Annotated in this window: 20 protein-coding genes; 6 read left to right on the top strand and 14 right to left on the bottom strand. The window is 58.1% G+C overall.

Going from position 1 to position 24,471, the window contains the following annotated elements; translation table 11 throughout:
* Positions 1–29 precede the first annotated feature (29 nt).
* Entirely contained in the window at positions 30–1,400 is a 1,371-nt protein-coding gene (locus tag CFB04_RS00955) for a rhodanese-like domain-containing protein (RefSeq protein WP_088533519.1), read from the bottom strand.
* Between the two features lie 264 nt (positions 1,401–1,664).
* Between CFB04_RS00955 and extM the strand changes: the two genes are divergently transcribed.
* The 6 genes from extM (at position 1,665) to extS (ending at position 7,017) form a co-directional block, all read left to right on the top strand.
* Positions 1,665–3,527 carry a selenite/tellurite reduction operon c-type cytochrome ExtM gene (extM, locus tag CFB04_RS00950; protein ID WP_088533518.1) on the top strand — a complete coding sequence of 621 codons (1,863 nt, stop codon included), beginning with the start codon at positions 1,665–1,667 and terminating at the stop codon, positions 3,525–3,527.
* The gene (gene extO / locus CFB04_RS00945) at positions 3,481–4,728 is read left to right on the top strand and encodes a selenite/tellurite reduction operon b-type cytochrome iron-sulfur cluster-binding subunit ExtO (protein ID WP_088533517.1); all 1,248 of its coding nucleotides are present in this window, start codon (positions 3,481–3,483) and stop codon (positions 4,726–4,728) included. The genes extM and extO overlap by 47 nt, the downstream gene beginning before the upstream one ends.
* The gene (locus CFB04_RS00940) at positions 4,683–5,078 is read left to right on the top strand and encodes a ubiquinol-cytochrome c reductase iron-sulfur subunit (RefSeq protein ID WP_088533516.1); all 396 of its coding nucleotides are present in this window, start codon (positions 4,683–4,685) and stop codon (positions 5,076–5,078) included. The genes extO and CFB04_RS00940 overlap by 46 nt, the downstream gene beginning before the upstream one ends.
* 135 nt (positions 5,079–5,213) lie before the next feature.
* On the top strand, positions 5,214–5,834 hold the full coding sequence (locus CFB04_RS00935; protein ID WP_088533515.1) for a cytochrome b N-terminal domain-containing protein: 621 nt from the start codon (positions 5,214–5,216) through the stop codon (positions 5,832–5,834).
* Positions 5,831–6,250, top strand: a complete 420-nt coding sequence (extQ, locus tag CFB04_RS00930) for a selenite/tellurite reduction operon b-type cytochrome membrane protein ExtQ (RefSeq protein WP_088533514.1) — start codon at positions 5,831–5,833, stop codon at positions 6,248–6,250. Before CFB04_RS00935 ends, extQ begins: the two co-directional genes overlap by 4 nt.
* Entirely contained in the window at positions 6,223–7,017 is a 795-nt protein-coding gene (gene extS, locus CFB04_RS00925) for a selenite/tellurite reduction operon c-type cytochrome lipoprotein ExtS (protein WP_088533513.1), read from the top strand. Before extQ ends, extS begins: the two co-directional genes overlap by 28 nt.
* A 128-nt stretch (positions 7,018–7,145) precedes the next feature.
* Here the strand turns inward: extS and CFB04_RS00920 are convergent, their stop codons facing one another.
* From CFB04_RS00920 to CFB04_RS00860, 13 genes are all read right to left on the bottom strand, one after another.
* Positions 7,146–7,661 carry an HAD family hydrolase gene (locus CFB04_RS00920; protein ID WP_088536659.1) on the bottom strand — a complete coding sequence of 172 codons (516 nt, stop codon included), beginning with the start codon at positions 7,659–7,661 and terminating at the stop codon, positions 7,146–7,148.
* Positions 7,662–7,705: 44 nt separating this feature from the next.
* Entirely contained in the window at positions 7,706–8,671 is a 966-nt protein-coding gene (locus tag CFB04_RS00915) for an SIS domain-containing protein (protein WP_088533512.1), read from the bottom strand.
* Between the two features lie 197 nt (positions 8,672–8,868).
* Entirely contained in the window at positions 8,869–9,687 is an 819-nt protein-coding gene (gene kdsA, locus CFB04_RS00910; RefSeq protein ID WP_088533511.1) for a 3-deoxy-8-phosphooctulonate synthase, read from the bottom strand.
* Between the two features lie 9 nt (positions 9,688–9,696).
* The gene (locus CFB04_RS00905) at positions 9,697–11,298 is read right to left on the bottom strand and encodes a CTP synthase (RefSeq protein ID WP_088533510.1); all 1,602 of its coding nucleotides are present in this window, start codon (positions 11,296–11,298) and stop codon (positions 9,697–9,699) included.
* Positions 11,299–11,391: 93 nt separating this feature from the next.
* Positions 11,392–12,153 carry a 3-deoxy-manno-octulosonate cytidylyltransferase gene (kdsB, locus tag CFB04_RS00900; RefSeq protein ID WP_088533509.1) on the bottom strand — a complete coding sequence of 254 codons (762 nt, stop codon included), beginning with the start codon at positions 12,151–12,153 and terminating at the stop codon, positions 11,392–11,394.
* 132 nt (positions 12,154–12,285) lie between these two features.
* Entirely contained in the window at positions 12,286–13,353 is a 1,068-nt protein-coding gene (locus CFB04_RS00895) for a chemotaxis response regulator protein-glutamate methylesterase (protein ID WP_088536658.1), read from the bottom strand.
* A 32-nt stretch (positions 13,354–13,385) separates the two neighbouring features.
* Positions 13,386–13,907 (bottom strand): chemotaxis protein CheD, encoded by a 522-nt coding sequence (locus tag CFB04_RS00890; protein WP_088533508.1) that lies wholly within the window; start codon positions 13,905–13,907, stop codon positions 13,386–13,388.
* Positions 13,904–14,767 carry a protein-glutamate O-methyltransferase CheR gene (locus CFB04_RS00885; RefSeq protein ID WP_088533507.1) on the bottom strand — a complete coding sequence of 288 codons (864 nt, stop codon included), beginning with the start codon at positions 14,765–14,767 and terminating at the stop codon, positions 13,904–13,906. Before CFB04_RS00885 ends, CFB04_RS00890 begins: the two co-directional genes overlap by 4 nt.
* 79 nt (positions 14,768–14,846) lie before the next feature.
* Complete coding sequence (locus CFB04_RS00880; protein ID WP_231934303.1) at positions 14,847–16,937, bottom strand: methyl-accepting chemotaxis protein; 2,091 nt, start codon at positions 16,935–16,937, stop codon at positions 14,847–14,849.
* A 205-nt stretch (positions 16,938–17,142) separates the two neighbouring features.
* The gene (locus CFB04_RS00875; RefSeq protein ID WP_088533506.1) at positions 17,143–17,652 is read right to left on the bottom strand and encodes a chemotaxis protein CheW; all 510 of its coding nucleotides are present in this window, start codon (positions 17,650–17,652) and stop codon (positions 17,143–17,145) included.
* Between the two features lie 22 nt (positions 17,653–17,674).
* Positions 17,675–19,843 (bottom strand): methyl-accepting chemotaxis protein, encoded by a 2,169-nt coding sequence (locus CFB04_RS00870; protein WP_088533505.1) that lies wholly within the window; start codon positions 19,841–19,843, stop codon positions 17,675–17,677.
* A 146-nt stretch (positions 19,844–19,989) separates the two neighbouring features.
* Entirely contained in the window at positions 19,990–22,431 is a 2,442-nt protein-coding gene (locus CFB04_RS00865) for a methyl-accepting chemotaxis protein (RefSeq protein WP_088533504.1), read from the bottom strand.
* Between the two features lie 240 nt (positions 22,432–22,671).
* Positions 22,672–24,285 carry a methyl-accepting chemotaxis protein gene (locus CFB04_RS00860; protein ID WP_088533503.1) on the bottom strand — a complete coding sequence of 538 codons (1,614 nt, stop codon included), beginning with the start codon at positions 24,283–24,285 and terminating at the stop codon, positions 22,672–22,674.
* Positions 24,286–24,471 lie beyond the last annotated feature (186 nt).

Below are 24,471 nucleotides of genomic sequence, written 5' to 3'. Positions count from 1 at the left end.
CGCCCCTTCGGTTTGCGGCAACGCTTCGGCTACTTGCTTATTTCAGGTTTTCCCTCATCGAAATCGACTTTCGCGTTGAGGAAAAAGGCGTTGGTGAAGCCCTTCGCCTTCAGGGCGTGATACGCCATCTCTGCACGGGTTCCGGTATTGCAGTAGGCGATCACCCTCTTATCCTTGAACTCGGATAGATGCTGATCGATCCTGTCAGCTGGAATGTTGACCGCGCCCTTGATGATGCCGTCACCCAGTTCGTCAGGATTGCGCACATCGACCAGCACGGTACCTGCTGGAATCGAGGTGATAAGCTTCTTGAAATCTTCCATGGGGAATTCACCCGGCTTGGGCTTGGGTACATATGTGACCTTGGCGGCCAGCTTTCCAGTCTCAACCGGAAGCTGAGCCTTCTTCCAGCCGGCAAGCCCCTCCGTCAGGACGAACACGTTGGTATAACCGGCCTTGACGATCCCCTTGGCCACGGCAGCAGCGTTCCCTTTTCCATCCTCGTCGTACACGATCACAGGGGCTTTCATCTCCTTCTTCGGCAGAAGCTTCAGCGCCTTGTCGTCGGCAGCAGGAAATGTCACCGCTCCCTTTATGAAACCCTTTTCAGCAGCGGCGGAGGGCCTGGCATCGAGCAGAACATACGGGATGTCCTTGTAAGCGTCCTTCATGGCAGGAGCCGTTACGACGCCGTAGTTTTTGGAGAGCCACGCCGGCATCCCTTCCACGAAAACCTTGATGTTGGTGTATCCCAGCGCCTTCGCCTTCTTCTGCGAGCCGGGGCTCATGTTGCAGGTGATGCCGCTGCAGTAGAAGATGATCGGCGTGCTCTTGTCCTGGGGAAGCTTGTCGATATTCTTGTCGAATTCGGGGAAGGGCAGCGAAACCGCAGTCGGAATCGACCCCTCTTTGAAACGGGGCGCGGGGCGTGAATCGAAAAGAAGGTAGTTCCCTTTCTGCGGCCCAAGCGCCACGAGCTTCTCGACCTCCGGAAGGGCTATCTTTTCCTCGGGGGAAAGCTTGATGGGGGGTTTGGAGGCGACCACCGAAGCGTACTTCACGCCATCCTTCTCGGTGAACTCGATACGTACCTCATGCCCTTTCTTGATGCTGCGGAGCATCTTCTCCGTGTCCCCCTTCTCGGGAGCGTTGAGCACCTGAACCTTCCCCTTGTCGAAGCGAAGAATTTCGGAGCGGTCGTCGATTTTGAGCTGGATCGACGATGATTTCATCGCGACGCTCTCCCAGTGACCGCGCAGGTTATTCGTGTCGGGCTTGTGGCAGTTGGTGCAGATCTTGGCATTGCCGGGTTTTGCCGGGGGGGCCGCCTGGTCGGCTGCAGCGTGGCCGGCAAAGGCAATCATTGCCGCCAGGACTGCCGTCATACTCTTGCAGTTCATGTCTCCTCCTTTAGATGTCGTTGCGGTTATTTTGCTGCAGGTGGCCGTGAGTTCGCGGAGGCAGGGCAGCCTCTCAGGCAGGGGCTGCCATCGCAACCGCTGAAAAACCCATCGATTACAATCTCCAGCTTCTCATCGAACAAAAAAAGAAAAGCTTAAGTATTTTCTATGCACGATATATTCCGTGGCATATATCAAATTTTTTATATGATGCTGACGGAATCAAATTGCCTGCCTGCTTGCAAGTAGGGTATAGTGCCGGCGATGCACCTTCTGACTCGGGCAACACGGTTCGCGTCCACTGCGCTACGGATGATTCTTCTCGCTGGCCTCCCGCTGTGGGTGGGCGGATGCGGCACGAAGACAGAGACGTGCATATCCTGCCACAGCCGCCTTGAAGAGGTCTCCCCTACCCATCGCTCCTGCACCGCCTGCCATGGTGGGGTACCCAGTGCCGCCACGGGCAAAAAGGCGCATCAGGGAATGCACGGTCCACGCAATCCGTCGGACCCGGCGCACTGGGAGGAGACCTGCGGCCGCTGCCACCGCTATCAGCTGGAGCGGGTACGCTCGACCATCATGTTCACCAATGCCGGAATGATCCGCAATATTCAGCTTTCATGGGAAGGAGATGATGGACGGAGCTATTCCGCCCGGGGAGGAAAAGCCTTTGATGCAGGAGGAAACTCTTTGGAATACCGCCCGGTAGCCGAACTGGAGAACCTGTCGGGGGAGCTTTATAGAAAGTTCTGCTCCCGCTGCCACATAGGCACCGAGAACGGAGAATCGCACACCGCGGGACACGCCTCCGGCTGCGCGGCCTGTCATTTCCCCTTCAACGACATTTCCACATACCGTGGAGAAGATACGACCGTGCAAGGGAAAAGGCCTGCTTCAGCCAGCCACCGGATGACGGGTCTTCCGGGCAACGATGTCTGCTCCCGCTGCCACAGCCGCAGCGGAAGGATCGCATTTTCATATCAGGGTCTCTATGACGGGAACAACGGGATGGTCCCCACGCGCAACGGCCTCCCCGGCCCAGTGATGGCGAGCGGCGGGAGAAATCTGACGCATATTGTCCCGGACGTCCATTTCGCCGCCGGCATGGATTGCATAGACTGCCACACGTCGCGCGACATCATGGGGGACAGTTACTCCTACCGAAACATGTACCTCCAGACTGAAATCGGCTGCGAAGACTGTCACGGCTCCCCCACTGCGCCCCCCCGGTACAAACCCATCGTACGGGAAAACGAGGAGGCGGTGCGGGAATCGAAGCAGTACCGGTTCCGCATGGAAGCGGGCAGGAAAATGGTTCTGACCACGAAGGGCCGTCCCTACTCCAACGTCTGGTACGAAGGAGGGCGCGTCAAGGTGCTCGGGAAGCGCAGCGGCAAGGTATTCACCAGCAAGGTGATAACCGGGACACCGGAACATGCGGTACATGGCCACGAGAGGCTCGAATGCTTCACCTGCCATTCCCGCACCGTCGTGCAATGCTACGGCTGCCACACTACCTACGACCGCTCCGCCACAGCAACCGACTTCATTCTGAAAAAGGAAACCCCGGGAGAATTCAGCGAAACGGAAGACTACAGGGCGCTATACCCGTTCCCCCTTGCTCTCAACCAGCGGGGACGGATTTCCCCCGTCACCCCCGGTTGCCAGACCTTCGTAACTGTGATCGAAGAGGACGGCACGCGGAGCAGGAACGAGTACATCGCTCGCTTCAAGGGAAAGCAGCAGCTCCGGTTCGCCCCCTTTTACTCCCACAACACGGGAAAACGCGCCATCGGCTGCATGGAATGCCACGGCAACCCTGCGTTCCTCGGATTCGGGCAGCACGTCGCCTCGTCGAGGGGGATAGAGAGCACCATGCTCTGTGAGAAGTCTGAGTCCAAGCCTCTAGACGGCTTTCTCACCATGCGGGGGGGAAAGATCACAGCCTGGTCCGCGATCACCCGGGAGCATTCGCGACCGCTGAACCAGCGGGAAGTCAGCCGGACATTGGCGGTCAACACATGCCTCATCTGCCACGACAGGCCGGCAGACCCGATCTATCGAAAGGAACTGGATTTCGGTGCACTTGAAGATACTCTTCATCGCCGTCTGCTTGATCGCCGCTAGCGCCACGGCTCACGGGGGAGAAACCTGCACGGTCTGCCACAAGGTTACGGTGCGGGGAAAACATTCCCAACTCCCCTGCCTCTCCTGTCACCTTTCCGAGTCCGACACCCTCGGTCAGCCGGGACTCAGGGCGAATGAGGGGAAAGGATGTACCGGCTGCCACCAGGGATATGCGGCGCTCTTTTCCCACTCCATGGGAACCCGCGCCTCCGAGCGCAGGTTTGTCGAACGCACCTGGGGGGCGGCCGATGGGCGTTTTTTCGAGAAAAAATGCGACTCGTGCCACATAAAGGGCTGCCTCGACTGCCACGGAGAGGAAGAGCACGCCATCGTTAAACCCGCAGACTCGTCGTGTGCCCCATGCCATAAGGGGTATTTCGTCGGAGGGGAATATCGGGGAACTGCGCCGCGGGAAGACCACATGCGCTACCAGCGGGGGCCCGAGGTATTCGGAGAAACGTCTTTGAAAATGGTACCGGACGTTCATTTCGAAGCGGGGCTTCAGTGCCGCGACTGTCACACTATGATGAGCCTGGTTTCAGGGATGAGGAGCGCCAAAGGGTGCCGCGACTGCCACCGGGTCGACCGTAACGTAATAGAGCACCGGATTCCCGCGCATCTCTCCCGGCTGGAATGCTATGCCTGCCATTCCGCTTGGGGAGCACAGGAGTACGGCACCTTCTACCTTCGCTTCAGGAACAGCCCCTCCCGTGAAGAGTACGACCTGCGGGGAGACGATCAGGAATATGTGAAGAGCGCATATCTCAAAAAGCAGGATGCGCCCCCCCTGGGTCTTAACGAAGCCGGAAGGGTCAGCCCGATCCGCCCCCAGTTTATTGCTTACGCAACGGAGATAGACCATGACAGGGCTGTAGGACGTGAAAACCGTCTGCTGGCGGCGGAGTGGAAAGCATTTTTCCCGCATACGGTCCGTCGTGGAACTGTGATGTGTGAAGGATGCCACGACAATCCGCGGCGATTCCTGCTGGAAAAGAAGGAGCACCGAATATACCGGCTCAAGGAGGATGGGATGAGTCTCGACTCCTTCTGGGACAGGAAAGGACAGCGGGTGACCAATGGCGGCTATCTTCCTGAAAGCCGCTACGGAGCCATGACGGCAAGAAGCCCGGCTTACAGAAAGGCCTATGTCGAAAAATGGAAACTGCTGCTAGATCGCGGAGAAATTTTCTCGGCACGCTGATCGCTTTCATCGCCGGCCTGTTTCTCCTGCACCGCTATCTCACTCCCAGGATGCCACTGCGTCAGCGGCGGCTCGTTCTGCCGAAGGCGGAGGTACCGCCCGAGGGAGCCCTGGTGTACCGGCAGGCCAGAATGGCTGTGATACGAAGCGGCGAGAGCCTCCATGCCCTGGAACTCGTCTGCACGCATCTAGGATGCACCGTCTCCGTTACCCCCGGCGAACTCGTCTGCCCCTGCCACGGCAGCAGATTCGACCGGGAGGGGAATGTGATCAGGGGTCCGGCGGACAGGCCCCTGAAGCGGCATCGCGTGGAAATATCCGGTCAGGGCTTCATCATCCTGCTTTCATAATGGAGCAACAATAAGTGACACAGGCAGCTGCAATCGTGTCAGGACATACCTGAAAGGAAGGACAACAGTTCAGGTCCGCCAACGAGGAGCAACCGAACGGACGGGAGTCCGGCCAAGGTGCACGCTTATCAGAACATGTTCAGAGAATTCCTGCGACATCTGTTTCCCCGGGTAGTGCTGGAGAAGAATCTCCGTCTCACCTATACGTTCTGCCTGGGCGGGCTGGCTTTCAGTGCCCTGCTGATTCTGGGCGCGACGGGGCTGCTGCTCCTCTTCTACTACCAGCCGACACCGGACCGGGCATTCCCCTCGATCCTCTTTCTCGAAGAGGCGGTCCGGGGGGGAAAGTATCTGCGGAGCGTGCACCGGCTCGCATCCCATCTCCTCCTCATTCTGATCTTCCTCCACACCTTGCGCGTGGTGCTGACGGGTGCATACCGCAAGCCGAGAGAGCTTAACTGGGTGATCGGGTGCCTGCTACTCTGCCTCGCGCTGCTCGAAGCTTATACCGGGTACCTTCTTCCCATGGACCAGCTTGCGCTCTGGGCAACCGAAACGGGGATGAAGCTGGTGGAGGCAGCTCCGTTCGGGGCCTCGGTAAAGGCACTGCTGGTTCCCGACGGCGTCGGTGAAAGCCTGTCTCTCCTGAGGTTCTACGTGCTCCACGTCGCCGTCACGCCGCTGGCGCTCCTCCTCCTTTCACTGCTTCACTTCTACCGGATCAGGAAGAACAAGGGGGTGCTGCCATACTTGTGAATCGCGGCTACATCAGGAGCTCTCCCAGATTCTTCCGGCTGATACGGCGATCGCTGTCTGTCTTCGCTATGGCTGTACTGCTGCTGGGGCTCGTTATCCCTGCCCCTCTCCAGGAACAGGCGGACATTGCGCGCGTTCCGAACCCGGTAAAATCAGCCTGGTTCCTCCTCTGGATACAGGAACTGGTAAGTTATTCAAAATACCTGATAAACCTGGTTCTGCTGTCAGCCGTGGCCCTCTTTCTCCTCCCCTGGCTGCCCCTCTCCGGGCCCTCGGAGAAGGCCCGGTGGCTGCCGCCGGACCAGCGTGCGGTGAGTACAGCGACGTTGAGCCTGTTTTCGGTGATTCTGCTTCTTACCATACTTGCAATGTTCTTCAGGGGTGCGAATTGGTCGCTGCAATTCGTCTTGCCATAGGGGTGCTTGTCGCAGTTTCCGTTTCCGCAGGAGAAGCGACGGCAGCGCGGAGGGCCATGTGCCTCACATGCCACCGCGCCCACCATGCCGACCACGGTACCTGCAACTCCTGCCATGGCGGCAACGACCGCACTACGCGGAAGCAGGTCGCACATGACAACCTGGTCGCAGGACGGCTGGCCCGCCACCACATCAGGAACTCCCCCGCAGTAGCCCGCGGCTCGAAGCTGATCGAGACCCTCGCCTGCCGCCGTTGCCACACCTCGGGCAAAACCGGCAACCGCCTCTCCGGCGACCTGGACCGCGTTTCAGCCCACCGCCACCCGCTGGCCCTGGAGGAGTCGATCCTCCACCCGGCAGAAAACATGCCCGACTTCCGTCTGAACCGGGAAAACGCAGCCGACATCGTGAACGCGATCATGGCAAAACGAGCAGCCGCCGGGACAACCGACCTGCCGCTTGTGCTGCGTTTCCGCAAGAAAGAGGGTGCGGGGTCTACTATATTTGCCAGGAAATGCGGCGCCTGCCACCGGGCACTCACTTCCAGACATGGCCCCCAGGGGGAAGGTGACATCGGTCCCAATCTCTCCGGCCTCCTAAGCCGGTTCTATCCTGCCACCTTCGAAAACGACAGACCCTGGAACGTGGAGAGGTTACAAAAGTGGCTGCACAACCCGCGGCTCGTGCGGCCACATGCCATGATGAAACCCGTGCCGGTGAAGAATTCAGAGTTCAAAGAGCTGCTGGAAGTTCTGGGACGGGATTGAGCTAAGCCGGCGAGTCCTCGATGCAAAACCGGCAGCCGGCACGCAAAAGGCCCCCTTCTGCTATGAAGGAGGCCTTTTGTCGAAATGATAATTACGGTGTATTTGTGGCCCTGGCCAGCCCTGATCCTTCAGGCGAAGTACTTCGCCGTTATCTCCTCCCATTTGCCCTGTCCCTTGAGAATCAGGTCGCACACCTCGCGCACGGCCCCCCATCCGCCACGGTTTCTGGCGACGAAGTGAGCATACGGGAGCACATAGTCCAGGGCGTCGGCAGGAGCCGCGGCAAATGCCACCCTCCGCATCACTGGAACGTCGATGATGTCGTCACCCATGAAAGCGACCTGGGAATCCTCCAGCCCCTTCTCCGCAAGTATCCGAAGGTACGGGGTCAGTTTGTCCAGGGCCTTCTGATAGACACAGGTGATGCCCAGTTCCTGCGCCCGGTTCGCCACCACCATCGATTCGCGACCGGAGATGATTCCCACCTCGATTCCCGCCCGCTGGACCATCTTTATGCCGTGACCGTCCTTTACGTTGAAGAATTTGCTCTCGATCCGATTCGAGTCGTAGATGATCCGGCCGTCGGTCAGGACGCCATCCACATCGAGGAGGAGGAGCTTGATGTCTTTGACGTGTGCATACAGCGAATGTGCGACTTCGCCGGGAGAAGGCACCTGCTCGAAAGTGCTCACGCGATACCCGCTTTCAGAATGTCATGGAGATGTATCACCCCCACCGGCTGGTGGGAATCGTCCTTTTCAAAGACGAAGAGGGAGGTGATGGAATGCTGCTCCATCAGTTGAAGGGCCTTGGCGGCGAGTTCGTGGCGGCTGATCCGCTTGGGGCGGAGGGTCATCAGGTCCGCTGCGGAGAGGTTCATGATGTCGAGCCCCTTCTCCAGCGCCCGTCGCAGGTCGCCGTCGGTAATGACGCCGATGAGGGCGCCGGACTCGTCGACGACGCCGGTTACACCGAGCCTCTTGGCGGTGATCTCGAAAAGGGCGTCGCGCATCAGCACCTCTCGGCCGACGAGAGGAATCGCATCTCCCACGTGCATCAGGTCCTCGATCTTCAGGATCAGCTTCTTTCCAAGGGAGCCGCCGGGGTGGAAGAGGGCGAAATCCTCCGCCCTGAATCCCCGTTCCAGAAGGAGGGCGACCGCCAGGGCGTCACCCATTGCAAGGGTGGCCGTCGTCGAAGCAGTCGGGGCAAGTCCGAGCGGGCATGCCTCTTCTTTCACCGAAATATCGAGAAACACATCCCCAGCCCTGGCAAGCGTGGAGGAGGGATTGCCCGCCATCGAGATGAGGCTCGCACCAAGCCGCTTGACGATCGGCAGGATACGGACCACTTCTTCAGTCTCGCCACTGTTGGAAACTGCAAGAACTACGTCACCCTTCATGATCATGCCGAGGTCCCCGTGGATACCCTCTGCCGGGTGGAGAAAAAAGGCGGGAGTTCCCGTGGACGCCATCGTGGAGGCGATCTTCTGGCCGATTAGTCCGGACTTTCCCATCCCGGTGACGACGACACGTCCCCGTGACGACAGGATCAGGCGTACTGCCTTCTCGAACTCGCCATTGATGGAATCGGCCAGCGCCATGAGCGCTTCCGCTTCCACCCGTATCACTTTTCGCGCATCTTCAAGTATCAAAACTGCTCCGTCTTTTGAGTTCTGTGTTCAACTGCAGAGATTTAGCATAGAAGATCATTGAACATCTCAGGTTGTTCAAAAATAGTCAGATCGTCGCACCCGCAGAAAGTCCCACGGAGGCGTAGCCGCGCTACGCCGCACAAGGCGGCTTTCGAGGACGGCGGAGAGATGGCTGTTTTTCAACAGCCTCCGGAAGGTCATTTGACAATTGCGTCTATCGCCTTCAGCTTCTTGAGCAGCGCCGGCAGGTCATCGAGCTTGACAGAGTTCGGCCCGTCGCAGAGGGCCTTGTCCGGCTCCTCATGAACCTCCATGAAGATTCCATCAATGCCGGTGGCAACCGCTGCCCGTGAAAGGTACTCCACGAACTCGCGCTGGCCGCCGGAGGAAGTACCTTTTCCACCGGGAAGCTGCACGCTGTGGGTGGCGTCGAATATCACCGGGTAGCCGAAGCTGCGCATGATCGGAAGACTCCGCATGTCGGTCACAAGGTTGTTGTAACCGAAGGAGACTCCACGCTCGGTAAGGATCACATTGTCGTTACCGGAACCCACCAGCTTACCTACGACGTTTTCCATGTCCCATGGGGCGAGAAATTGCCCCTTCTTGACATTGATCACCCGCCCGGTATTTGCCGCCGCCACGAGAAGATCGGTCTGACGGCAGAGGAACGCAGGGATCTGCATGACATCTAGCACCTCGGCAGCCGGCTGCACCTGCTCGATAGAGTGGATATCGGAAAGGACCGGCACCCCGAGGGACTGTTTCACCTTTTCGAGTATCCGCAGCCCTTCCTTCATCCCCGGGCCGCGGAATGCGGTAACGGAGGTCCGGTTAGCCTTGTCGTAGGAGGATTTGAAGATGAGGGGGATAGACACCCCGTTGCAGATCGTCATGAGCCGCTCGGCGCAGCGCAGCGTAGCCGCCTCGTTCTCGATGACGCATGGGCCGGCGACGAGCATGAGCGGCCGCCCCCCCCCGATTCTGACCTTTCCGATGGTGATTTCCTTGACCATGACAGTTCCTTAGGGTCTCTTCTCGAGTGCAGCGGCGATGAACGCCTTGAACAGGGGGTGCGGATTCAGTGGTTTCGATTTGAACTCAGGATGGAACTGGCATCCGACGAACCAGGGGTGGTCGGAGACTTCCACCATTTCCACCAGATCCCGCTCCTTGTAGACTCCTGAAAGAACGAGTCCTTTTTCGGTCAGAACGGAACGGTAAGCGTTGTTGAACTCGTATCGGTGGCGGTGGCGTTCATGGATTTCGGTCGTACCGTAGGCTTTCTGGGCAAAGGTTCCTTTCGTAAGCGAGCAGGGGAAAGCGCCCAGCCTCATCGTTCCCCCTTTGCGGTCCACATCCTTCTGCTCGGCCATGAGGTGTATCACCGGGTTGACGCAGTCGGTCTTGAACTCGCTCGAATAGGCGTCGTCGAGCCCGCAGACGTTGCGCGCATACTCCACCACCGCCATCTGCATGCCGAGGCATATGCCGAAAAAGGGTATTTTTCTGGTGCGGGCATACTTGATCGCCTCGATCTTACCTTCGGTTCCCCGCTCTCCGAACCCGCCGGGGACGAGTATCCCGTCGGCATCGTCCAGGAGTCCGTCAATCCCCTCACGCTCGATCTTCTCCGAATCGAGGTAGGTGAGCGTGATGCGGCAGTCGTTGGCTATTCCACCATGAGTCAGAGCTTCCGAGAGGGATTTGTACGATTCGGTCAGGTTGACGTACTTTCCGACCACGGCGATTTTCACTTCTCCCCGCGCCGGCTCCCTAAGTTTTGCAACTACCTCCTGCCAATGAGCGAGATCCGGAGCTTTCGTCCAGATATTCAGCTTTTCGACCACCTGATCGTCGAGCCCCTCCCGGTTGAGCGCCAGTGGAACCGCGTAGATGTGCTCTGCGTCCGCGGAAGTGATGACCGCCTTCTCCTCCACGTTGCAAAAGAGGGCAATCTTCGCCTTGAGGTCCTTGGGAAGGTCGGTCTCGCAGCGGCAGAGGAGGATATCCGGCTGAATACCTATTTCCCGCAGCTCCTTGACCGAATGCTGGGTCGGCTTCGTCTTGAGCTCCCCCGCCGTCCGGATGTGGGGCACCAGGGTAAGGTGTATGTACAGAACGTTCCCGTTGCCCCGGTCCGCCTTGAACTGGCGGATCGCTTCGAGGAACGGCAGAGACTCGATGTCGCCGACGGTCCCGCCGACCTCGACTATGGCAACATCGCTTCCTTTAGCATTCTCAAGTATCTTGTGCTTTATTTCGTCAGTAATGTGCGGAATGACCTGTACGGTCCCCCCCAGATAATCCCCCCGACGCTCCTTCTCGATAACCGAAAAGTAGACCTGGCCGGTTGTGAAGTTGCTCTTCTTGGAGAGGCGTGAACTGGTATACCGCTCGTAGTGCCCGAGATCGAGGTCGGTCTCCGCCCCGTCGTCGGTGACGAACACTTCGCCATGTTGAAAAGGCGACATGGTGCCCGGATCGACGTTGATGTAAGGGTCCATCTTCTGCATGCTGACCCTGAGCCCGCGTGACTCGAGGAGCGCGCCCAGCGACGCGGAGGCGAGGCCTTTCCCTATGGAAGAAACAACGCCGCCGGTTACGAATATAAACTTGGTTTTCATCAAAACTCCCCAAAAACAGGTAAAGGCAGAGGTAGAGGTAAAGAAAACGCCTTTTCTATACCCCTGCCTCCACCTCTACCTTTCGTTATATCTTTACTTGCTGCTGTTCAGTCTCTCCAGCACCTTTTCCAGATCATTGGGAACATCGACTCCCACCGATTCGTGCAGGGTTTCCACAACCTTTATGCGGTATCCGGATTCGAGAACCCTCAACTGTTCCAGCTTTTCCGCCATCTCCAGAAAAGTAGGCGGCATCTGTGCGTACTTCAGGAGAAACTCCCGGCGGTACACATAGAGTCCCACATGCTTGTAGCAGAGGAGCTTGCCGGAGGCGAAGGCCTCGTCCTTCAGATCGTTCCACTTATCGCGGAAATTCGGCAGCGGCGAACGGGAGAAGTAGAGAGCGAATCCCTCCGCGTCAGTCACAACCTTCACCACATTGGGGCTCAGAAAATCGTGGAGTGTCCTGATGCGGGACTTGAGCGTCCCCATCACAATCCCAGGATCTAGGGTGAGGGGCATGACGGCCTCATCGATCATGCCCGGCTCGATGAGAGGTTCGTCACCCTGGACATTTACGACAATGTCCGAGGAGAGGTGCCCGGCAACCTCCGCTAGCCGGTCGGTCCCGGTCTCGTGGTCCGGCGACGTCATTTCCACCCGACCGCCGAATGCCCGGACGGCATCCGCGATACGTTTATCATCAGTGGCGACGACGACATCGGAAATTAGGGATGCCCGTGCCGTGCGCTCGTAGACGTGCTGGACCATTGGCTTTCCCATGATGTCGGCGAGAGCTTTTCCTGGGAAACGGGTGGAAGCGAATCTGGCAGGGATTACCGCAGTTATCTTCATGGAAAACAAGGGCTCGACTGGTTGAAGTATGTCCCTTGCAGCGGCGGGACGTATGAAGTTACATCAAAAGGAAAGGACGTGTCAAGGCAGGAATCCTGGGAGGCTGCCGGTAACCGGAAGGGGAAAGGGGGATCAGGAGCAGAACTTGAGAACTTCCGCCGGGATAGCCTTCAGCGGTCGAACGAGGTCGACACCACCCAGCTTGATGGCTTCATGAGGCATACCGAAAACGATGGAGGTCGCCTCATCCTGGGCGATGGTCGATGCGCCTGCCTCCTTCATCTCCTTCATCCCGCGAGCACCGTCGTCCCCCATTCCGGTCATGATGACCCCGACAGCGTTTTTCCCCGCATAACGCGCAGCGGATCGAAAAAGGACGTCCACCGAGGGGCGGTGACGGCAGACCAGCGGGCCGTCCTTTACCTCGACATAGTAACGGGCGCCGCTCCTCTTGAGAAGCAGGTGGTGGTTGCCGGGAGCAATGAGCGCCCTGCCTCGAACCACGGTGTCGTTATCCTCGGCTTCCTTGACGGTGATTCGGCACAGGCCGTTTAGCCGTTCCGAGAAGGCGCGGGTGAACCCTTCCGGCATGTGCTGCACTATGACGATCCCGGGAGAATCTGCAGGAAATGATTCGAGAAATACCCGCAGCGCTTCTGTGCCGCCGGTGGAGGCGCCTACCACCACCACTTTTTCGGTGGTCTGGATCATCGCCTTGTTGGTGGCTTTGGGCATGATGACGTCCGCCGTCAGCTTGGGCTGCACCTGGTGGCTTCGGGCTGAGATCCTCCTGATGCGTGCATGGGCTGCCGCCTTGATCGTATCGCAGATACGGACCCTGGATTCTTCCAGAAACTGCTTGGTTCCCAGTTTCGGCTTCTGAATGATCTCCACCGCCCCGTATTCCAGCGCCTTCAGCGCCGTTTCAGACCCCCCGTCGGCAAGGCTCGAACACATCACCACCGGAATCGGGTGCTGGCTCATGATCTTCTGGAGGAACGTCAGCCCGTCCATGCGGGGCATCTCGACGTCCAGAGTTATAACGTCGGGAACCTCGTGCCGTATCCGCTCCGCGGCAACGAAAGGATCCGTGGCGGTTCCCATCACCTCGATATGAGGATCAGAAGCCAGAATGTCCGCCATGGTCTGGCGCACGACCGCCGAATCATCAACTATTAGCACACGGACTTTTTGCGGCAAATTCGCTTCTCCTTGACCGGCATTCCGGCAAATCACCGGCAATCGAGACTCTCCTTGTCGTTCAACCTCTTCAGGAGCACCTCTCCGGTGTGGGTATAGAAAAAGAGCTTCCGTCCCCTCTGCCCCCCCACGTCTGAGACGTGAACCTGAAGATTCTCCGCCTCAAGGATGCGCATGGCGGTATCGATGTTCTGCCTTCCGACAGTCGCGGACTGCGTGTCGAAGGTGAACATGTCGGAGCCGCCGAATACCTTTACCTCTATCTCACCCCGGGGGATATTGCAGCTAAGGAAACTCTTGAGCATCCGGTGGATGGAGCATTCGACATACCTGAACCCTTCCGTGCATCGGTCGGTGCAGGTGCACGCTCCCTTTCCCCTGTTGACGGGCAGGAGCGAGTGGCTTATCGCGCCGATCTTCCGCCGGCGGCTGTACATCACCACCGACACGCAGGAACCGAGGAGCGTCGAAACGACCGCGGGACTCTCTCCGAGATACATCTCCCCCGGCTTCAGATAAAACTGCGGAATCTCCTCCTCGCCCGAAGAACTCATATCGGTTTCCGGTACACGGTCGGATGCACTGCGAGCAGTGGGAGATCGAGCCCGTTCAGCGTCTCAGAGTGCCCCATGAACAGGTACCCTCCGGGGTGCATCTGATCGATGAACCGGGAGAGGAGGTTTTTCTGCGTTGGCCGGTCAAAGTAGATAATGACGTTTCGGCAGAAGATAATATCGATGTGCTCCCTGATTCCGAAGCTGCTGTCCATGAAATTGAGCCTGCGGAAACTTACCTTGCTCCTCAGCTCCGGGACAATTCGCACCAAGCCCGCAGCCCTGTCCTTGCTGCGGAGGAGATACTTACGTTTTAGGGGCATCGGAACGGGAATTACCCTCTCTTCGTCATAGATCGCAGTTTTCGCCTTTTCAAGGACACGGGTAGAGATGTCCGTTGCCAGCAACTGGTAGCTGAAGCCGGGCCAGTTCTCGGCAAACTCCTCCAGCACCATGGCGAGGGTGTACGGCTCCTCCCCAGTGGAACAGCCGGCGCTCCAGATCATGAGCCGCCTGCCGTTCCCGCCACGCTCCTCCATCCACTTCGGAAGGACATGGTTAGTAAGGTAATCGAAATGATCAGGTTCACGGAAGAAATCGGTCTTGTTGGTGGTTACGAGATCGATCATCTGCACGAGTTCCTGCTGCATTCCTTCACTGCTGAACAGGTAATCGCAGTACTTCTTGAAAGTGGGCATCCCGAGCACCCGCAGCCGCTTCTGCAAACGCGCTTCGAGCATCGTCTTCTTCGCCGGAGGCATCTTGATGCCGCACTCCTTGTAGATGAATTCGCTCAACCTTGAAAAGTCGTCCCGCGTAAGGGTGATGCTGCCATCCTGGCGGGCGAGGGATTCCGACATGGGTCACTCCTAAGCCGTGTGTTTTTTCTCATATCGGCACGAATCGGGGGGGATTTAGCCGCGCTCCGTGCCGTCCGTATCAGAACTTCTCGAAGTCGGAATCTACCGAGTCCTGCCTCTCGCCGAGATCGAGGTCATGCCCGACCACCTTCTTCTCCACCACCGGCTTCTTCACGGTCTTCTCCACAGGCTTCTTCGGAGAGGATCGCCTCTCGGCCCTGATACCCTCTTCGACCCTGAAAAAAGCAATGGTGCTCTGAAGCTGCTCGGCCTGGGAGGCGAGCTCTTCCGCTGTGGAGGCCATCTCTTCGGAAGCGGAGGCATTCTGCTGGATTACCTGATCGAGTTGCTGGATCGCCTTGTTTATCTGCTCCGCACCGGAATCCTGCTCCTTGCTAGCGGCGCTGATCTCCTGCACCAGTTCGGCGGTTTTCTGTATGCTCGGCACGAGCTGATCGAGCAGTTCCCCTGCCCGCTCGGCCACTTCCACGCTGGAGGCGGACATTTCGTTGATTTCCGCCGCAGCTTTCTGGCTGCGCTCGGCAAGCTTCCGCACCTCGGAAGCCACTACGGCAAAGCCTTTTCCGTGCTCCCCGGCCCGTGCCGCCTCTATGGCCGCGTTGAGCGCCAGAAGGTTCGTCTGGCGGGCGATCTCCTCGATGATGGAAATCCTGCCCGCGATCTCCTTCATGGCATGCACCGTTTTCGCGACCGCCTCTCCTCCCTCTTTGGCGTCGCCGGCAGATTTGAGGGCGATCCTTTCGGTCTGGATGGCATTGTCCGCATTCTGACGGATGTTGGAAGACATCTGCTCCATCGAGGAGGATGCCTCTTCGGCAGCGGCGGCCTGCTCGCTGGCCCCCTGGGACATCTCCTCCGAACCTGAAGATAGCTCCTGACTCCCCGCAGCCACATTGTCGGCCGCCGATTTCACCTCGGTCACCACTTCGTTCAGCTTCTTCACCATGAACGCCAGTGCCTGCATCAGCTCGTCCTTTGCCGAACGCTCCCTAACCGAAACCATAAGGTTCCCACCGGCAATATCCTTGGCAAGGGAAGTCATCGACTGCGTGGATTCGATGAGTGAATTGACGCTGTTCTTTATGTCGTTGAAATCACCCCTGTAGTTCTCCGTTATAGGTTGCGGAATATCGCCGACGCTTATCCTGGAGACATAGTCGGACGTTACCCGGATGGGTAAGACGAACGCGTCGATAAGATCGTTGACCCCCTTAACGAGATCTCCCCATCCCCCCTGAAACGACGAGACATCGCCCCTGGTGTCGAGCTTTCCCTCCTTCGTGGCCTCTATGAGACGTCCCGTCTCTCCCGCGAAGTTGCGGATGGTGCCCTGCATGCTGCGGAAGGCATCCGCCATTTGCCCCATCTCGTCCTTCTGATGGATGTCTATTTCATCATCCAGCTTTCCGGCTGCGATGCCGGTGGCAACCTGGAGTATTGTCCGGGCAGGCCTCGTAATGCTACGGATTACCAGAATGGCGACAAGCACCCCGAGAAGCAGCGCTACCACGGCGACGCCCGCCATCATCTTCACCGCGTTCTGCTCGTCCTGCTCCGCTGTCTTTATCGACTCATCGGTGCCCTGCTCGACCTTTTTCAGGAAAGCCTCTATAGAATGATCAAGATGCTCACCCTCCTGCTCGACCTTCCCGGAAAGACCGGCGGCAGCGCCGTTTCTCCCCTCTTTCAGCAGATCCATCACCTGAATCGCGTGATGGTCGAAATCGCCATGCTCCTTTTCGAGGACCTTGAGTTTCTCCAGATGTTCCTGGAACTCCTTCTGCTTTACGGGGTTTGATGCAGCTCTGGCGGCTGCGGCAGCCACCTTCTCAGCCTTGGCTATCTCCGCATCCGCGCCCTGTGCGAGCTTGGCGAATTCCTCCTCCACCCGCCTCACCCCTTCCCGGTCCCCAACCGCCCCCAGTCTCAGCGCCTTTTCAAAGAGCACCATCTGCCCCAGTTGCAGGACCCCGACTTCCGTCACCGCCTTGGATACGGCTATGTCCTCTTCGGCGATTTCCTTGATCTCCATCCCGATGCTGTTCAAAGCCTTGACCGAAAATCCTGCCAATACCGCCATCAATGCAAGCATCACCAGCACCAGTCCGAATATCTTCGCGCCGATCTTCATGTCTTTCAGAAGCCTCATGTCGTATCCCCCTGACCCTTTTTCCATCACAGCTCTGGCTAGTGCTGTAACGCTATTGTTCATGTAGCGTATCGTCCCGGATTTTCACAACTTGATTACGATTTTCCTGATGCGAAATGTGTATCCGTAGAAACGCGCGAAAAGAAGCGGGGCAGCCCCCGTGACGGCAGACTGCCCCGCTTCTTTCCATGCCTGTCATGAACCGTTATCCGTTCACAGCCTCCTCCGTGCCATCCGGAACTATTCCCGCCGAGGCGAGATCTTCAGAGGAGAAAACCTTGTCGATGTCGAGGATCATCACAAAGCGATCCTCCTTCTTTCCCATACCCCGCAGGAACTCGGTGTTGAGCCTCGTTCCGATTCTGGGGGGCGGCTCTATCTGCGCCGACTCGAGCTCGAGCACTTCCTGGACCGAATCGGCCATTGCGCCGAGGATCGTCGTTTCCCCGTCCACCGCCACCTCGACGATGATAATACAGGTATTGACAGTGCGCTCGGCGGTTTCCATCCCGAACTTCAGCCGCATGTCCACCACCGGCACCACGTTCCCCCGCAGATTGATCACCCCGCGCATGAAATCGGGCGTCTGAGGTACCTTGGTCACAGCAGAGAAATCCAGCACCTCCCGCACCTGCGAAATATCGAGTGCGAATATCTCCCCATCCAGAAGGAAGGTCAGGTACTGGCAATTCGTTTCCGATGCTTCTTCGTTCATGCTTCACCCCCAGTTATACTGATCAGAACTTCTCGAAATCCCCGTCATGAAAGTCGGACAGTTCATCCAGTTTGAGATCATGGCCGACGGCCTTCTTTGCCCGAACAGGGGCAGGTTGCACAGGAGCAGCCGCCGCTTTCACCGTCCGTTTCCGCGATGTTTTCTCCCCCCGTGTCGTGACGTCTCTGGTCTTGAAGAAAGCGATGGCCTCCTGCAGTTGCTCGGCCTGCGATGAAAGCTCCTCGGCGGTGGACGCCATCTCCTCGGCGGCCGAGGCGTTCTGCTGAATGACCTGATCCAGCTGCTGGATAGCCTTATTGATCTGCTCCGCGCCCGTATCCTGTTCGCGGCTCGCTGCACTGATCTCCTGGACAAGCTCCGATGTTTTCTGGATGTCCGGCACCATCTTCGCCAGCAGCTCACCGGCCCGCTCGGCCACTTCAACGCTTGAAGCCGAGAGCTCGCTTATTTCGGCGGCCGCACCCTGGCTCCGCTCGGCAAGCTTGCGTACCTCGGAAGCCACCACGGCAAAGCCCTTTCCGTGCTCACCTGCCCGTGCAGCTTCGATGGCTGCGTTCAGCGCAAGCATGTTGGTCTGCCGGGCGATCTCCTCGATGATGGATATCTTTTCGGCGATATCCCGCATCGCCTGAACCGTTTCCGCAACCGCCTGCCCCCCTTCCTGGGCATCGGTGGCAGACTTTACCGCGATCTTTTCCGTCTGCAGCGCGTTGTCCGCGTTCTGCCGGATGTTGGAGGACATCTGCTCCATGGAGGAGGAAGCCTCCTCGGCAGCAGCAGCCTGCTCGCTGGCACCCTGGGACATCTGCTCCGACCCGGCAGAGAGCTGCTCGCTTCCCGATGCAACGTTGTCGGCCGCCTCCTTCACTTCGCCTACCACATCGCTCAACTTTGCAACCATCTGCGCCAGCGCCCGCATCAGCTCGTCCTGCGCCGAGCGCTCCCGCACCTCTACCAGCAGATTGCCTCCCGCTATGTCCTGGGCCATCCGCGTTACATTGTTCATCGCATCTATTAAATCGTTCAGATTGTTCTTGATGGCATTGAAGTCGCCATTGTAGTTGTCGGTGATTTTTCCGGGAATGTCCCCCTTGCTGATCCGGTCCACATAATCGGCTGCAACGCGCAGGGGACGGATAAGCTCGTCCAGGGTCTTGTTCACGCCGAGAACTATTTCCCGGTAACCACCGCTGAATTTCTCCCCGTCGCCGCGCACGTCGAGCTTCCCGGCCACGGCGGCCTCGGTGAGCATCCCCGCCTCGGCGATAAGGCTCTGCAGCGCCGCGACGACCGCCGTCATGCTCTGTGCCAGAACGTCCTTGTCCGACTTGGCGGTTACCTGTACCGTCATGTCACCCTTGGCGATACGCTCCATCGCCCCGGCAGACTGCTTGATGTTCTCCACCATGTTCTTGAAGGAGTGGGCGAGATTTCCTATTTCGTCCTTCGACTCGACAGCGACATCGACGCTCACGTCGCCGATTGCCATCCGGTCTGCTGCGGCGGCCAGTGCTCCGACGGGCCGGGTGATGCTGCGGGTGATGAAATAGGAAATAACGATGCCTATTAGAAGAGAAATAGATGCGATGATGAAATTCAGCGTACGGGTGCCGGAGTAAGTTTTCAGGGCTTCCTGGTGACGGAGGTCCATCCGCCCCTCGTTGTACTTCACCAGGGCGATGAAGGCCTCCTCGATCTTCTTGTCCAGCGGTGCGGCCTCCTTGACGAAGACGCTGACAGCCTGCGCATTGTTACCGGCAAGGGAAAGCTCGATTACCTCATTGTTGGCCTTCTTGGCAGCTTCGAGGGCGCTCTTGACGTTGGCGATCATCCTTTTGCCCTCTTCCTGGACCTCCAGCTTTTCCAGCTTGTCCATGGCCGCCTTGTAGCTCCCGCGCATGTTGTCTATGTTCGCCTTCTCCTCCAGTTTCGCCTCACGGTCCGTCGTCACCATCATCCGCTGTATCGAGGTCACGAGACCATTTATGGCAGTCATGGAATAGTTGGCCTGCTTTATTTTTTCGTAGTTCACATTGACGATACGCTCGAGGCTGGCATTGATCTTCGACATGCCGGTTACGCCTAGGGCTGTAAGAGAGCATGAAAGCAGAAGCACCACCCCGAAGCCGATAGCCAGTCTTGTTCCGATCCGGTAGTCATTGAACTTCATTGTTCCCCTCCTCCAGATAATGTGAGGCGCTATAGACAGCGCACGGTGAGGATTCATATATCCTCATATGTTCTTCCTCATCGCCGCGTCGGGGAAATCACTTTAAAATATTTTATAGAACGTATTTTTATGATCAGCCTGCCATCTCAGAATTTTTCAAATTCTCCATCCTGCGAGTCATTATCCTCCAGCCTGAGGTCGGTCCCTACGGCCTTCTTGGCCTTTGCAGCTTTAACCTGCTGTTTTGCGGGAGCAGTAGCCTTGGCGGGCCGGGCAGGAGCTTTCGCTGATGAGAGTTGCTCGCTGATCGTAAAGAAGGAAATCACCTCCTGCAGCTGCTCAGCCTGGGATGAGAGTTCCTCGGCGGTTGAAGCCATCTCTTCGGCAGCGGACGCATTCTGCTGGATCACCTGATCGAGCTGCTGAATGGCCCTGTTTATCTGGTCCGCCCCGGAATCCTGCTCCCGGCTCGCAGCACTAATCTCCTGCACTAGCTCGGCCGTCTTCTGGATGTCCGGCACGATCCTCGCCAGCAACCCGCCCGCCGATTCGGCGACCTCGACCGAAGTTCCGGCAAGCTCGATTATCTCGCTTGCAGCCACCTGGCTCCGCTCCGCCAGCTTGCGAACCTCTGAAGCCACTACGGCGAATCCCTTCCCGTGCTCACCGGCCCGAGCCGCTTCGATGGCTGCATTCAGGGCCAGAAGATTGGTCTGGCGCGCTATCTCTTCTATGATGGTAATCTTGTCGGCGATCTGCTTCATGGCATGGACGGTCTCCTGGACCGCCTGCCCGCCGGTCTGTGCATCCGTCGCGGATTTGATGGCGATCTTCTCCGTCTGGTGGGCGTTGTCGGCGTTCTGCTTGATGTTTGAAGACATCTCTTCCATGGAAGAGGAAGCCTCCTCCGCGGCGGCGGCCTGCTCGCTTGCCCCCTGGGACATGATCTCCGAGCTGGACGACAGCTCCTGGCTTCCCGATGCAACGTTATCCGCCGCCTGCTTCACCTCCGCCACAACAGCCGCGAGCCGCGCCACCATTGCCGCCAGCGTCTGCATCAGTTCATCCTGCTCCGAGCGCTCCTTGACCTGCACCGTCAGGTTCCCCGAAGCGATTTCCTTGGCAAGGGAGGCGACATTCCTGAGTGCATCGCTCAGCCCGTTCACAGCGGCGTAAATGCTTTCATAAGACGTGCGAACGCCCGATGTGTCTGCATCTCCCTGATCTGCAGCCAGAGAGAAGCCCGTATCCCCCTTCGAGAGCTTCACCAGCCCATCGGTAAGCTTCGCCGTTTCCACTGCCTGGAATTCCGCCACCTTCTGGGCCTTGCGGGCAGCCTGCTTCACCTGTGTCTGGTCGCTGACCACCTCGAAAGCGCCGATGACCTTGCCGCTCCGGTCTCTGATGGGCACGCCGGTGTACGAAATCTCCAGATCAAGGTTGCCGGGATGGGCATCGGTCTCGCTGCTGGAAACCTTCTCGTCCTGAATCGCGCGGTGGCAGGCGCATTTCTCGGTCCGGCAATCGGAGGTGCGAAAATGGTCGTAGCATTTGGTGCCGACAAGCTGCTCAGGTGATTTTCCTCCCACCTGCGCCCCGATCCTGTTCATGTACTGGATATTCATGTCCCGATCCACGATCATCGCAGGGGCAGGCATGGAATCGAGATGCCCCACCAGTGTTCCGATGGTGCTGTTTATCCCCTCGAGAATGGTTCTGAACTCACCACTATGTTTCTGCGCCTCCGCCCTTACCCCCAGCCGCCCTTCTACAGCCGCTTCCGTGAGCTTGTTGATGTCGGTGACGATCTCCCGGAAGGATGCAACCATTTTCTGCATGGCCGCCAGGAGTTGCCCCGTCTCATCCGTCCGGTCCACGACTATGTCCATACTCAGATCGCCGGCGGCAATCCTGTTGTTGATGTCGACCGCTAAAGCGATGGGACGCGTTATGCTCCGCATTACGAGCCACGCCATCAGGCCCGAGAGGATAATCGCAAGGAAGATGAGCCCCACCATGAGGTTCCGGGAATTTTGGTAATCCTCCTTCGCATGCTCCCCGGCCTGCTCCATCAGTTTCGCCTGCTGGGCTTCCAGCTTCTCCGCCGCACCCATAAAGGCCTGCTGCACCGGTCGAACCTTCGTGAAGAGCGCCTTTACCGCCAGGTCCCTGCGTCCCGCCTCGATGTCGGCGACCACCTCCTTGAGAACCTCTCCATACCTGGCGCGGGAGCTGACCAGTTCAGCCATCAGCGCCTTCTCCTCAGGGCTGGTCATGGTCTTTTCCAGCTCGGCAACCGCCTTGCCGACATTCTCCTGCGAAGCGGCAACTCTGCCGACCTCCTTCTGCACCTCGGCTCTATCGTCAAGAAGTACCGCATTGCGCAGTGCCCTGGCTGCAACGTTTATCTGATCATGGATCTCGCCGACATTCTCTGCCTTCGGCCATCGCTCATCTACAATACGGTCAAGTTCCGAGTCGAGGTTGTGCAGCTGCGTAATGCCGAACACACCCGAAACGACCATGAGCAACACTATTAAGGCGAATCCCCCGGCAAGACGCACACCGATCTTCATGTTTCTGAACATACTTCCTCCGTTTTCCATAGTAACCACCAGAGTAATGTCTGAAGGACAGGAAGCCCGCCCATTGTCTCCATGGACTTCATACCTGTTTTCCCATCGTCTCACCGGTGAATAACTTTAATATATATGAACAAACGCATTTCTATTTTCTCGTACACAAACCGCGGGGCAAAGGAAGGCCAACAAAAAAGGCAGCTTTCCGGATGGGAAAGCTGCCTGATGAAGAATTTAGACTCGAAGCGGTCACGCCCTGAAACGGCGGACCAGGGAATGCAATTCCCCCGCCAGGCTGTTTACCTGAGCGGCGGCGCCGGCGGAATCAATGGCTCCTTTCGCGGTGGACTGCACAACTTCCGTGATCTGCTGGATGTTGCTGGTGATCTCCCCGGTGGTGGCCGTCTGCTCCTCGGCGGCTGTTGCAATCTGCGCCACCTGCTGTGTCACCGCATTGATCTGTTCGAGTATCTCGGCCAGCGCCCGACCCGATTTCTCCGCATCCTCCGTACCCGCTTCCACCTCGCGTACCCCCTCCTCCATGGCGCTTACCGCAGCTTTTGTTTCCTGCTGGATCGACTTGATCATCTCGCCGATTTCCCGGGTCGCCCTTGTAGTGCGCTCGGCAAGTGCCCTTACCTCATCGGCCACAACGGCGAAGCCCCGCCCCTGCTCTCCCGCCCGTGCCGCTTCGATTGCTGCATTGAGGGCCAGAAGATTTGTCTGGTCCGCGATATCCTCTATGGTGCCGATAATCGCGCCGATCTGGTCGCTCCTGTCACCGAGGCTCCTGACCGTCATGGCACTCTCGTGTACCCGGCTGGTGATTCTCTGCATCCCGTCAACCGTGCGGCGGACTACGTCGGAACCGCTTTCGGCCGCACCGCTGGCAACCCGGGCGCCTTCGGCCGCATACATGCAGTTCTGCGCGATTTCACCTGAAGTGGCGGCCATCTCCTCGCTGGCGGTGGCTACCGTTCCGGTCTGACAGGCAACTTCTTCGGCCCCCGTGGCGATCTGCTCGGAAGCGGTCTGCATCTGGGTAGCCGCGGAGGCCAGCTGTGTGGAGGTATGTTCAACCTGACCGACGATTTCCCGGATCTTGCCGATGAATGTGTTGAACCAGCTGCTGGCCACGGCGATTTCATCCTTCCCCGTATCATCCAGCCGTTTAGTCAGGTCCCCTTCTCCCTCGGCCATGTCTCTCAGAAGTGCGACCATCGAGTTTATCGGCCTTAGGATGCTGCGGATGAGCCAGGCGGCCAGCCCTGCCTGGAATAGTACAGCGATCAGACCGATGAGGAGGGATTTCTTTATCGTGTTCCGCACTTCGGCGTCGAATTCTTCGTCGGCTGTTCTCAGCTCCTTTTCAAGAGAGGAAACCACCTTGCCGGAGTCCGTTTCGACAATGCGGACCAGCTCATCGAGCCGGCCATCGAGCTCCCGCATTTCCGGAGTGATTCCGTCAGTGGTGCCGAGAAGAGGTAGCATCTTTCCCTCGAACAGCGCCGCCGCCTCCATGACAGCTCTTTTCACCCCTTCGGCCAGCTTCTTCTCCTCCGGGGTGTCCGCCGCTGCGATCATTGTGTCGATATCCTCGATGACTTTGGCCTTCCTGTCGGCCCAATTCTTCTCGGTCTGCGCCAGATCACGGTTTATAGCGGCATCAGCCGCTACCTGATACAAGGCCATACCACCCATGGAGGCTTCTTTGGCCCGTATGGCGTCTGCCGCGCGCCTGGCCACCTCTTCCTGAAGTGCCTGCATCTGCTTCAGGTCGCTGAAGATTAATCCCACAATCGCTGCGAGGCCTACGATTACAACAGCCACGTTTGCCATAAGTTTCGATTTGATTGTTGCCATAATGTCTCCTTCATTTAACGAGGGGATAAATCCTTCAGGCTAAGGACCTGCTGCCGCAGGGGCAGTGAAAAAATCGGAAAATAATCAGCATGCTGATATCTTGTTCATCGGCATTGAATGGCGGGACTTTATTCTTGATAAATTTAATACAGTAGGAGGGAAGAAGCGAACTGTGAGGAGGAAAGA

Origin of the sequence: Geobacter sp. DSM 9736, assembly GCF_900187405.1 — a bacterium.
Lineage (GTDB): Bacteria > Desulfobacterota > Desulfuromonadia > Geobacterales > Geobacteraceae > DSM-9736.
The sequence above is the reverse complement of the archived record's forward strand: the minus strand, read 5'-3'. Positions and strand labels throughout refer to the sequence as shown.

What these genes read in the sequence shown, in the direction of transcription:
- CFB04_RS00880 (WP_231934303.1), bottom strand. Translation starts at nt 16,937, where the DNA reads ATGAGGCTTCTGAAAGACATGAAGATCGGCGCGAAGATATTCGGACTG.
- CFB04_RS00865 (WP_088533504.1), bottom strand. Translation starts at nt 22,431, where the DNA reads ATGTTCAGAAACATGAAGATCGGTGTGCGTCTTGCCGGGGGATTCGCC.
- CFB04_RS00860 (WP_088533503.1), bottom strand. Translation starts at nt 24,285, where the DNA reads ATGGCAACAATCAAATCGAAACTTATGGCAAACGTGGCTGTTGTAATC.
- CFB04_RS00935 (WP_088533515.1), top strand. Translation starts at nt 5,214, where the DNA reads ATGTTCAGAGAATTCCTGCGACATCTGTTTCCCCGGGTAGTGCTGGAG.
- kdsA (WP_088533511.1), bottom strand. Translation starts at nt 9,687, where the DNA reads ATGGTCAAGGAAATCACCATCGGAAAGGTCAGAATCGGGGGGGGGCGG.
- CFB04_RS00870 (WP_088533505.1), bottom strand. Translation starts at nt 19,843, where the DNA reads ATGAAGTTCAATGACTACCGGATCGGAACAAGACTGGCTATCGGCTTC.
- CFB04_RS00890 (WP_088533508.1), bottom strand. Translation starts at nt 13,907, where the DNA reads ATGAGTTCTTCGGGCGAGGAGGAGATTCCGCAGTTTTATCTGAAGCCG.
- CFB04_RS00940 (WP_088533516.1), top strand. Translation starts at nt 4,683, where the DNA reads ATGGAAACTGCTGCTAGATCGCGGAGAAATTTTCTCGGCACGCTGATC.
- CFB04_RS00955 (WP_088533519.1), bottom strand. Translation starts at nt 1,400, where the DNA reads ATGAACTGCAAGAGTATGACGGCAGTCCTGGCGGCAATGATTGCCTTT.
- extM (WP_088533518.1), top strand. Translation starts at nt 1,665, where the DNA reads ATGCACCTTCTGACTCGGGCAACACGGTTCGCGTCCACTGCGCTACGG.
- kdsB (WP_088533509.1), bottom strand. Translation starts at nt 12,153, where the DNA reads ATGAAGATAACTGCGGTAATCCCTGCCAGATTCGCTTCCACCCGTTTC.
- CFB04_RS00885 (WP_088533507.1), bottom strand. Translation starts at nt 14,767, where the DNA reads ATGTCGGAATCCCTCGCCCGCCAGGATGGCAGCATCACCCTTACGCGG.
- CFB04_RS00875 (WP_088533506.1), bottom strand. Translation starts at nt 17,652, where the DNA reads ATGAACGAAGAAGCATCGGAAACGAATTGCCAGTACCTGACCTTCCTT.
- CFB04_RS00905 (WP_088533510.1), bottom strand. Translation starts at nt 11,298, where the DNA reads ATGAAAACCAAGTTTATATTCGTAACCGGCGGCGTTGTTTCTTCCATA.